Source organism: Occallatibacter sp., assembly GCF_049802275.1.
In the GTDB taxonomy this organism is placed as follows: domain Bacteria; phylum Acidobacteriota; class Terriglobia; order Terriglobales; family Acidobacteriaceae; genus Telmatobacter.
The window spans coordinates 1-9,561 of record NZ_JBARMD010000600.1 but is presented as its reverse complement, the minus strand read 5'-3'; the positions used below and the strand labels follow the sequence as shown (position 1 = coordinate 9,561).

Annotated in this window: 8 protein-coding genes; 3 read left to right on the top strand and 5 right to left on the bottom strand. The window is 58.0% G+C overall.

The features are described 5' to 3' along the window. From WA354_RS20345 to WA354_RS20335, 3 genes are all read right to left on the bottom strand, one after another. A partial coding sequence (locus WA354_RS20345; protein WP_472814850.1) for an ABC transporter permease occupies nt 1–2,035 on the bottom strand: 2,035 nt, incomplete at its 3' end. A gap of 50 nt (nt 2,036–2,085) precedes the next feature. Beyond that, nucleotides 2,086–2,415, bottom strand: a complete 330-nt coding sequence (locus tag WA354_RS20340) for a PadR family transcriptional regulator (protein WP_472814849.1) — start codon at nt 2,413–2,415, stop codon at nt 2,086–2,088. A gap of 175 nt (nt 2,416–2,590) precedes the next feature. Further along, entirely contained in the window at nt 2,591–4,138 is a 1,548-nt protein-coding gene (locus WA354_RS20335; RefSeq protein ID WP_472814848.1) for a S10 family peptidase, read from the bottom strand. Between the two features lie 71 nt (nt 4,139–4,209). On the opposite strand from WA354_RS20335, the gene WA354_RS20330 reads away from it, so the two are divergent. Continuing rightward, nucleotides 4,210–4,929, top strand: a complete 720-nt coding sequence (locus tag WA354_RS20330) for a peptidylprolyl isomerase (protein WP_472814847.1) — start codon at nt 4,210–4,212, stop codon at nt 4,927–4,929. 122 nt (nt 4,930–5,051) lie between these two features. Next, nucleotides 5,052–5,582 (top strand): peptidylprolyl isomerase, encoded by a 531-nt coding sequence (locus WA354_RS20325; protein WP_472814846.1) that lies wholly within the window; start codon nt 5,052–5,054, stop codon nt 5,580–5,582. 15 nt (nt 5,583–5,597) lie between these two features. Here WA354_RS20325 and WA354_RS20320 read toward each other — a convergent pair whose 3' ends face one another. Next, nucleotides 5,598–7,766 carry a RecQ family ATP-dependent DNA helicase gene (locus WA354_RS20320; protein ID WP_472814845.1) on the bottom strand — a complete coding sequence of 723 codons (2,169 nt, stop codon included), beginning with the start codon at nt 7,764–7,766 and terminating at the stop codon, nt 5,598–5,600. 164 nt (nt 7,767–7,930) lie between these two features. Here WA354_RS20320 and WA354_RS20315 point away from each other — a divergent pair, with 164 nt between their 5' ends. After that, nucleotides 7,931–8,758, top strand: a complete 828-nt coding sequence (locus tag WA354_RS20315) for a DUF302 domain-containing protein (RefSeq protein WP_472814844.1) — start codon at nt 7,931–7,933, stop codon at nt 8,756–8,758. A gap of 65 nt (nt 8,759–8,823) precedes the next feature. Here WA354_RS20315 and WA354_RS20310 read toward each other — a convergent pair whose 3' ends face one another. Beyond that, nucleotides 8,824–9,243, bottom strand: coding sequence for a hypothetical protein (locus WA354_RS20310; RefSeq protein WP_472814843.1), 420 nt, complete (start codon nt 9,241–9,243; stop codon nt 8,824–8,826). Nucleotides 9,244–9,561 lie beyond the last annotated feature (318 nt).

Here is a 9,561-nt window from a genome sequence, read left to right as displayed (position 1 = left end):
GCACGTTGCCCACGATTCCAATGATCTCGCGCATCGATTTGGGGTCGAGACTCCCATTTGCAATCTTTTTTCCGATGGGGTCCTCGCCGGGAAAGTATTTTTGGGCGAGGGCTTCGTTGATGACGATTTTCTGAGATTTTGAAGCGTCGTCGTCTTCGGTGAAGAGCCGTCCACGAATCAGCTTTGCCTTGAGGGTGTCGAAATAGGCGGGCGAGACATCGCGTTCGTCGACCTCATTGTGCTCACCATGAAAAGGCTTGCCGACGATGCGAATCCAATCCGTATCGCAATTGCACTGAACGGGCAGATCGCTGGTGATGCCGACGGATTCAACGCCAGGCAGAGCCGAGAGGCGGCGCGTGATCTCGCGGAGCAGCGCTACTTTTTGCTCGGGCCTGGGATAGGACTTGCCAGGCGCGGCCATCTGGAGAGTCGCGAGATGAGTAGGATCCATGCCGAGTTCGACGTGAAGGAGCCGATAGAAGCTTTTGCCGAGCAACCCGGCGCCGACCAGGAGAATAACGGCGACGGAGAGTTCAGCGACAACGAGATTCGCACCGATGCGCTGCCAGAAGCGTCCCGCGGCGGAGCGCCCGCCATCGCCAAGCCCTTCTCGCAAGTCAAGAGACGAAAGGCGCAGAATTGGAGTCAAGGCCATGAGTCCGGCGGCGAGCAGAGCGACGACACATGCGAACAGAGCGCTGTGCACACCGAAACCGACGTGAGAGAGAAAGGGAATATTGGCAGCCACAGGCGTTGGGATCAGAGTTGTGAGAATGGCCATCGTCCATTTCGAGACGAGGACACCGGCTAGGCATCCGGCTGCCGACAGAAGAAGGCCTTCGGTGATGAATTGCCGGCTTAGACGGATCGAGGTGGCTCCAAGGGCTCCGCGCACAGCGACCTCGCGACGCCGCGATTCTGACCTGACGAGAAGCAGGCTGGCCACATTGACGGAGGCAATGAGCAGCAACAGGCCGGATGCGGCGAGCAAAGTAAGCAGAACAGGCTTTATGGGCCCAATGATGATGTTTGCCAGGGGCTGCACCGCTGCGCCCTGCCCTTGATTGGAGCCGGGATATTGAACGGCCAACTGCGCGGCGATCGCTTTCATTTCTTCAAGGGCTGCCTGCGGGCTAACTCCGACGCGAAGCCTGCCGACCGCAAACAGGTTGTGACAGCTGCGACGCGATTCGCATTCGCTCTTGTCAAGCAGGGGCACGTAGAACTCCGCGTTGGCGCGAGGAGCGAATGCAAATTCGCGAGGCAAGACTCCGATGATGGTGTACGTGTCTCCATCCAGAGTCATCGAATGTCCGATAACATCGCGGCGGCTGCCAAATCGCTTTTGCCAGTTGCCATACGAGAGGATTGCGATTCTGGCGCCGCCGGGCCGGTCTTCTCCAGATCGAAAATCGCGACCGAGCATGGGCCTCACACCGAGTGTGCGAAAGAAACCGTCGGTGACTCTCGCGGCGGGTACAGGTTCGGGGCCAGAGGGAGTACTCAGCAAATACCCATTTCCGGCGTAGGCATCGAGAGAGCTGAAGGAGTGATTGAGACGCTTCCAGTCTTGGTAGTCGTCCCGGGAGAGATTGGAGCGCGAGAACATTACGCTATTTTCGGCAACATCCATCAGGCGATTGGGGGCGATGTAGGGCAACGGCTGGATAAGAGCTGCATCGACGAAGGCGAAGATGGCCACGCTGACGCCCATGCCGAGAGCAAGGATAAAGATGGCCGTAACCGCAAAGCCGGGATTGTGGCGAAGCTGGCGAAGGGCAAAACGAAGATCCTGCGCAACCGTTTCCCAACGGAAAGCTACGAAGCTGTGACTTTGTTCGCGAAGATGGGTGGCATTGCCGAACTGGCGGGCGGCAGCGATGTGGGCTTGTTGGGAGGGCATTCCAGAGGCGATGAATTCCTTCTCAGCCTGCTCGCGATGAAAGGCCATCTCTTCGTCGAGTTCGCTATGGAATTGATTGCGGCGGAAGAGAAGGTTGAGCTTTTTTGCGAAGGAAGTAAACGGGTTCATCGGACCTCCGTGTGATTCAGGTACGCACAGCTTTGCGATTCATTGCAACGTCAGGCCGGCTCGCTCAATACCCTTCCGATAGCTGCGATCATCTGTTCGAACTGCGAGACTTCAAGCCCCAGTTGCTTGCGGCCGATCGCGGTGAGCGTATAGAAGCGTGCACGGCGATTCGTATCCGTCATCTTCCACTCGCCTTTCACCCATCCCTGGAGAAGAAGCCTTTGCAGGGCCGGATAGAGCGAGCCTTCTTCCACGGTCAGCACGTCATCAGACATTCGTTTGATGGATTGGGCGATGCCGTAGCCATGCAAGGGCGCGCGGGTGAGGGTTTTGAGGATGAGCATGTCGAGAGTGCCGGGAAGCAGGTCCGGTTTCTTCATGCGTCTATGTATAGGTTATCTATGGATAGGAAGTCAAGGGAATAGGGATCAGTGATCAGGATCGGATCAGGGGATCAAGGGATCAAGGGATCAGCGAGGTCATAGATCAATGGTCAGTGATCCGCTGACTGGCTGAAATTCTTGATCCCTGTTCTCTGATCCCTGTTCCCTGCCTTTAGTGTTTGGCGTACATCTCCATTGCGTCTTTGCGGAGAGCGGCGCGGCTGTCGTTGCGGGTGTAGAACATGTGACCGCCGGGAAATTCGTGCACGGAGACACGGGTCGGATCTCCCATTACGGGCATCTGGTCGACGGTGAGGACGGAGCCCATGAAGGGGCAGGAGAGATCGTTCCAGCCGTGGACGATCATGACGCGCAGCTTGGGGTCGGCAGCAACGGCTTCGCGCAGGTCTGGCACGGAGCCTCGGCGAAGTTCGGCGTCGCGATCCCAGAGACGATTGACCTCGTAGGAAAGTGCGTTGTAGCGGGCGTCAACCTTCCAGCCGACCGTGCGGGTGACAAAGTCGACCATGGAGGTAGTAAGCGGAGCCACGATGCTGGCGAGGATGGGGTCGTTTGCGCGCTGCTCGGGCGCGAACGGGAATGGGTCGAAGGAGGTGACGTTGGAGTCGTAGACGGAACCGAGCTTGCCTTCTTCGCGATGAACTTCGCGGAGGTAGGCGCCGGTTTCGATACGGCCACCGGAGAACTTGACGAAGGCGGGATCGAGGCCGGTGAGTTCGGTGACGTGCGCGATCATTTTTTGCGTGGCAGCTTCGTCGGAGCGGCCCTTGAGGAGCGTTGTTGCGTACTCACCCTGGGTGTAGTTGATGACGTCAGCCATGGATTCCGGGGTGAGCTTCTTCTCGCGTTCGAGATGAGCAGCGGTGATGGAGGGCAGCGTCATCATCCAGGGAAGCGGGGAGATGTCGCCATCATTCTCGATGGTGGGATTGAGATAGGGGGAGACGAGGACCACTCCATTCATTGCGACGCCAAGCTGCGACTGGAGGTAGTGAGTAATGCGGGGTCCGCGGAAACCACCATAGCTTTCGCCGACAAGATATTTGCGCGAACTCAGGCGGTCGTTCTTGACCAACCAGTCGTAGACAATGCGCGACAGGTACTGAATGTCGGGTACGGTGCTGTAGAAGAGTTTTTTGGCTTCAGCCTCAGGCACTTTGGATCGGCTGAAGCCGGTGCCGATGGGATCGATAAAGACGAGGTCAGTGAAGTCGAGCCATGTACCGGGATTGTCCACGAGATTTGTGGGGTCGGAAGGGCTGTCGCCTTCGTTGCCGGCGTCGAGGTGCTTGGGGCCGATGGCGCCGAAGTTCAGGTAGACCGAGGATGCGCCGGGACCGCCATTAAAGGCGAAAGTGACAGGCCGGTTGGCGCCTTCCATGGTGTAGGCGGTGACGACCACTTCGCCGGCGATTTTGCCTTCGCTGTCGCGAACAGGAAGCGCCCCGATAGTGACGGTGTAGTGCAGGGTCTTGCCATCGAGCTGGATGGTTTGCTGGACGTGCGCCTCAGGGGGCAACGGGGGCAGGCTTGTTTTGTCGTCGGCGGGTTTTGGAGCGGGCTTGTCTTTATCGGTAGATGGGGCTGGTGCCTTGTCGGCCTGCGCCAGGGCATGAACAGGGGCGATCGCGAGGCACAATAGAGCACACGCGAGGAGAGTGAGACGCCCGGAGAAGTTCTTCAAATGTGAGAGGCTCATTGCATAAACATACACGGCCGATCGCAGGCGCTGGCAACCATCCCGTGCGATGATTTACCCTCGAACGTGGCATGAGATTCAGGTCCAGGATTTTTGCGTCAACCCTCGTAATCGGGGCTGCATCAGTGGCGGCACTCGCGCAGGACAACCCTAAACCAGCAGAACCGGCGCTACCCGACGCTCCGCAAGCTACGGCTGCGGCGATGATTCGTCCCAATGGCCCCACGGTGGTGATGGATACTTCGATGGGGCGGATCACCTGCCAGTTTTTCGAGAAGCAGGCACCGAAGACGGTAGCGAACTTTATTGCGCTGGCGCAGGGAACGAAGGACTGGACCGATCCGCAGACGAAGAAGATGATGCACAACAAGCCGCTGTATGACGGAACGGTCTTTCATCGCGTCATTCCGGAATTCATGATCCAGGGCGGCGATCCAACGGGCACGGGCACGGGCGATCCGGGATTCACGTTTGAAGATGAGTTCAATCCGGATCTGAACTTCGATGTGCCGGGACGGCTGGCGATGGCGAACTCCGGGCCGAATACCAATGGAAGCCAGTTTTTCATCACCGAGGTGCCGACAGAGTATCTAAACCAAAAACATACGATCTTCGGGCAATGTGATGAGCCGAGCGTCATCGTGGTTAAGACGATTGCTCGTGTCGAGCGCGATCCAAATGACAAACCGGTGACGCCGGTGGTGTTGAAGAAAGTGACGATCATTCCGGAGGGCCAAGCTGTTCCGCCAGATCCGGCAGCAACGCAGGCCCCTGCAGCACCGCAGCATTGATGTGGTTGGATGTTATTCACTCAGTGGCTAAAACCTCCGGCGTTTTACCAGAAGATTGCGGCAGGGCTGAAACCGTGCCGTCTCAAACAACGATCGAACAGAGTTTCCCGAGGAGTTAATTCATGGCACTCGCACCAGGAACTTACGCAATGTTCACCACAAGCGAAGGAAAGATTGTTGTCCGTCTGTTTGAATCGGATGCGCCGATCACGGTGAAGAATTTCCTTGATCTCGCGGAAGGCAAGAGGGAGTGGACGCATCCTACTACGCGCGCCAAGTCATCGGACAAGCTTTTCGACGGAACGATTTTTCATCGCGTCATTCCCGACTTCATGATTCAGGGCGGCGATCCGACGGGCACGGGCATGGGCGGCCCCGGATATCGCTTTGAGGATGAGACGAAGGGCTCGCCACACAAATTCGACAAGGCGGGCAAGCTGGCGATGGCGAATTCGGGACCCGGAACGAACGGGTGCCAGTTCTTCATCACCGTTGCGCCGACACCCTGGCTGACCGGCAATCACACCATCTTCGGTGAGGTTGTCGAGGGACAGGACATTGCGGACAAGATTTCAAAAGTTGCTCGCGGTGGGCAGGATAAACCCAAGACACCGGTTGTGCTGCAATCGGTGACGATTGAGCGCGTAGCTTGATTTAGCTCTCAGTTGTCAGTTTTCAGTGATTAGTTTGGCTCCGCAGATCTCCAGGATTGCGGGGCCAAATTTTTCCACCTTCGTCGGGCCTATGCCATCGATCTCCAGAAGCTGGCGGGGATTGGTTGGGCGGGCAAAGGCGACCGCCGTGAGCGTACGGTCGTGCATAACGCAGAAGGCTGGAACGCGAAGTCGTTTAGCTTCGCCGGTGCGCCACTCTTTCAGTCTCGCTGCGAGCGCTTCGCCATCTGCGGACAACGTTTGCGGAGGGGGATTTTCAGCAGCACCGCTGGCTTGTGGGGTGGCGCGGTTTGTCACGTTGCCAGTCGGAACTGCATCGTGTCTTGTTGAGGTCTTGCGAACGCGCTTGTGGGTTTCCGGCGAGGCGAATTCTTCTGCGATGCCGTCGTTGAGGAGCAATTCAACTTGTGCCATGTTGCGGGTCTGCAAGCCGGCTTCGGTGAGGCGGACCTTGCGATAGCGACGGACTTCGCCGTCTTTCTCGTACTCGGCATCTTCGATGGCGATCAGGCCAGCACGGGTCATGGCATCGAGGAGGGCTTCGAAATCATCGCGGGTGATTCGGCCCGACGGATCGAGACTGCGTTGGAGTGAACCTGTGGCTTTCCACCCCGCGGACCAAGACCTGTCCGCGGGGGCCCCGGCCTTGTAGTCGACAGGACGAAGTTCATCGAGGATGGACTGCGCCATCGCGCGCTCCGCATTGGTGGCGCGGCGGAACATGCGCAGGACGGCTCCGGCGGGATCGCAGATATCGCAGACACCACAGGATTGGGCCGCATCCTCTTCATCACCGAAGTGGCGAACGAGGGCGGACATGCGGCACTCGCTGGATGTTGTGAAGCGCAGAACTTTTTCAAACTGCTCGGCGCGATGCTGTGCCTGGATGGAGTAGGTCTTCTTCCATCCGGAAGCGCCCAGGGTCACGTTGCCCGCGAAGTCGACGCGTGCTCCGCCATGGATTTCGAGTTTCTCAAGGGCCTTGTCAAATTCTTCTTCAGTGAGTTTTGAAGTAGCGCGCAGTTCTTCGATGGAATGCGCATCTTCGCCGAGCATGCGGAAGAGTTGATGCAGATGTTCCGAGGGAGGATAGTCGCGCGTGTAAAAGAAGTCGTGGGTGCGCTGGTCGGCGTAGGAATGCATCAGGAACGTCCGGCTTTGGGCGCCATCACGGCCGGCTCGGCCGATTTCCTGGTAATAGCCTTCGAGCGTGCCGGGGAGTCCGGCATGAATAATGGTGCGGATGTCGGCCTTGTCGATGCCCATGCCAAAGGCGATAGTGGCGACGACTACTTCAAGCTCGCCAGACTGGAAGGCACTCTGCACGCGCTCGCGGGTTTCGCCGTCGAGGCCGGCATGGTATGCGGCGGCGGGCATGAGTTGCGAGAGCTCTTCTGCAAGACTTTCGGACTGCTTGCGCGATGTGGCGTAGACGATTGCGGGACGGCGATCACGCTGAGAAAGCAGTCCGCAGATGGCACGTGGGCGCTGTGGCACGGCCAATTCAACGACTTCGATAGCTAGATTGTGACGGCGGAAGCCATGGATGAAACGCGCGGGGTTGATCATGCCGAGTTGGGCGGTAATGTCGGCCTGCACGGTGGGCGTGGCAGTAGCGGTGAGGGCAAGGACGGGCACGGAACCTGAGCCGTTGCGCAGAGCGGGAAGATACAGGCCGATCATGCGGTAGTCGGGGCGGAAATCGTGGCCCCATTGCGAGATGCAGTGAGCCTCGTCAATGGCGATGAGCGCGGGCGGACGCTTGGCGAGCATCTCGGGGAAGCCGGGAACGCGCAGGCGCTCCGGTGCGATGAAAAGAAAGTCGAGCGCGCCGGCCAGATAGTCGACGCAGGCCTGGCGTGAGATGGAACGGTCGAGGCCGGAGTGGATGCGGGCTACACGCAAGCTGAGTGAAGCAAGTTTGGCGACCTGGTCTTCCATGAGGGCGATGAGCGGAGAGATGACCAGCGCGGTACCGCCGAGGGCGATGGCGGGAAGCTGATAACAGAGCGACTTCCCTGCCCCGGTGGGCATGACGAGCAGTAGATCGCGGCCGTCGATGGCGGCGCGGCAAACGGCTTCCTGGTTGGCGCGAAAATTCGCGAAACCAAATGCAGACTGGAGAAGCTGGGCAAGGTTTTCCGGGTTGGGTGGAGTGGTCAAAATGAGATCTGAGCAAAGGCGAACGTGTCTGTTTCAACTTTACAGAAGCGCGGAGGGTTGCGTCCCGGCAGCGGTCACACGATGAAGTGACGACCGTGGTACAACGCGTTCAGTATCTTTACAATCACATTCTTCAGCAGTTCCCGCCCGAGGATTGAGAAACAATGGAAAAGCCGGAAGCGGCCGCACCGAAGGCCAACCTGAACGACTACCTCGCCGCCGAACGCACACTGCTGGCGTGGATTCGCACTGGTTTGGCGATGATGGGATTTGGGTTTGTGGTGGCGCGATTCGGTTTATTTCTTCAGGAGTTGCACGTTGTGCAGAATTCAGGAGCCACGCAGCAATACGGACCTTCTTTGTGGTTTGGCACGGCGCTGATTGGCGTCGGCGTATTAGTGAATTTCGTTGCGGGTTTGCGTCACCTGCACCTGATACGACAGCTTGACCGCGGAGAAACGCCGCATTCCCATGCCACGGCGCAGGCGGTTACGGTTGCTTTTCTGCTGGCGGCGTTGGGGCTGGCGATGGCCATTTATCTTATTTCGGTGCACGGCACCGCGCAAACAAGTTCCGAAACCAAAAAGGAGGTTTCCATGTCTCTGCCCAGCAATAGCGGCATTGTTCAGATTCCCGGCAGGTACACAGTGGATGAGACAGTTCAAAAGCTCAAGGAAATTCTTCAGGCCAAAGCGGTGACGTTGTTTGCCGTTGTGGATCACAGCGGCGAGGCAGCGAAGGCCGGCATGAAGATGCCGAACACGAAGCTGATGATCTTCGGGAATCCGAAGGCGGGGACACCGGCGATGTTGGCAGCGCCGAGTCTCGCGATTGATCTGCCGCTGAAGATTCTTATCGCCGAGGATGCGGATGGGAAGGTCTGGATTTCTTACAACAGTGTGCAGTATCTTGCAGAGCGGCATGGTGTGGCAGCTGAGTTGATGAAGAACCTGGCGGTAATTGAGGCGCTGGCGAACGCGGCGGCGAGTTAGCTGGCTGCCTGCATCTTCCCAATCCGGCCGGGGACAGCATCTGGATTTGGAGTGGCGATCAAGAACTAAGTGCGCTTAGGCGACGCTGCGCGGGCACCTCTCGACAGCCAGGCTGCCCAACCAGTGCAGATTGCAAGGGCAACCGCAAGAATTCGTACGAGACCAGAAAGCTCATTGAAGCTCACATAAACCCCAAGGAGTTGATAGGCGAAAAGTGCCCATCCCATAGCACCAATGGCTTGAGGGGTGGTCATTGCCATCGTACCCAGATGCCAGGCAAGGTATGCCCCGAACAGAACACACAGCGAGCAGAACATACCGAGCGCGAGAAGCACCGGGCCGTAAGAGAGGCGGTGATCTTCTGGGAGGGGCGCCGTGTTCATTGCCCCGGCAGCCTGCCAGAATCTCACCACGGCATATGTATTCCCTGCGGCGGCCACAAAGAGCAAAATGCTGGCAGTTCTGTATAGTGCAGTTGCTCTCATTCGAATTTCCCCCTGTCGACATCTTACCGGCTACTCGAAAATTTCTCCTTGCTCAACACCGGTGTTTCAAGGTTGCCGACGTTGGAATTTCCGGGTTCTTCACAACTCGATCGGAACGCGAGGGAGTCCGCATAAAGCGGCGTGCTCGGCGTAGAATAGGGACGTTTTAGTTTCGCAACGTGTAGAGGTAGCTCACATGAAGCAGATTTCACGTTGGCCTGTCGTGCAGCAAATAGCTCCCTGGATCGCCGGAGTGATCACCGTGTTTTTCGGGATTTTCCTGGTTGGATTGGCCGTAACACATCAGACCATGCTTGG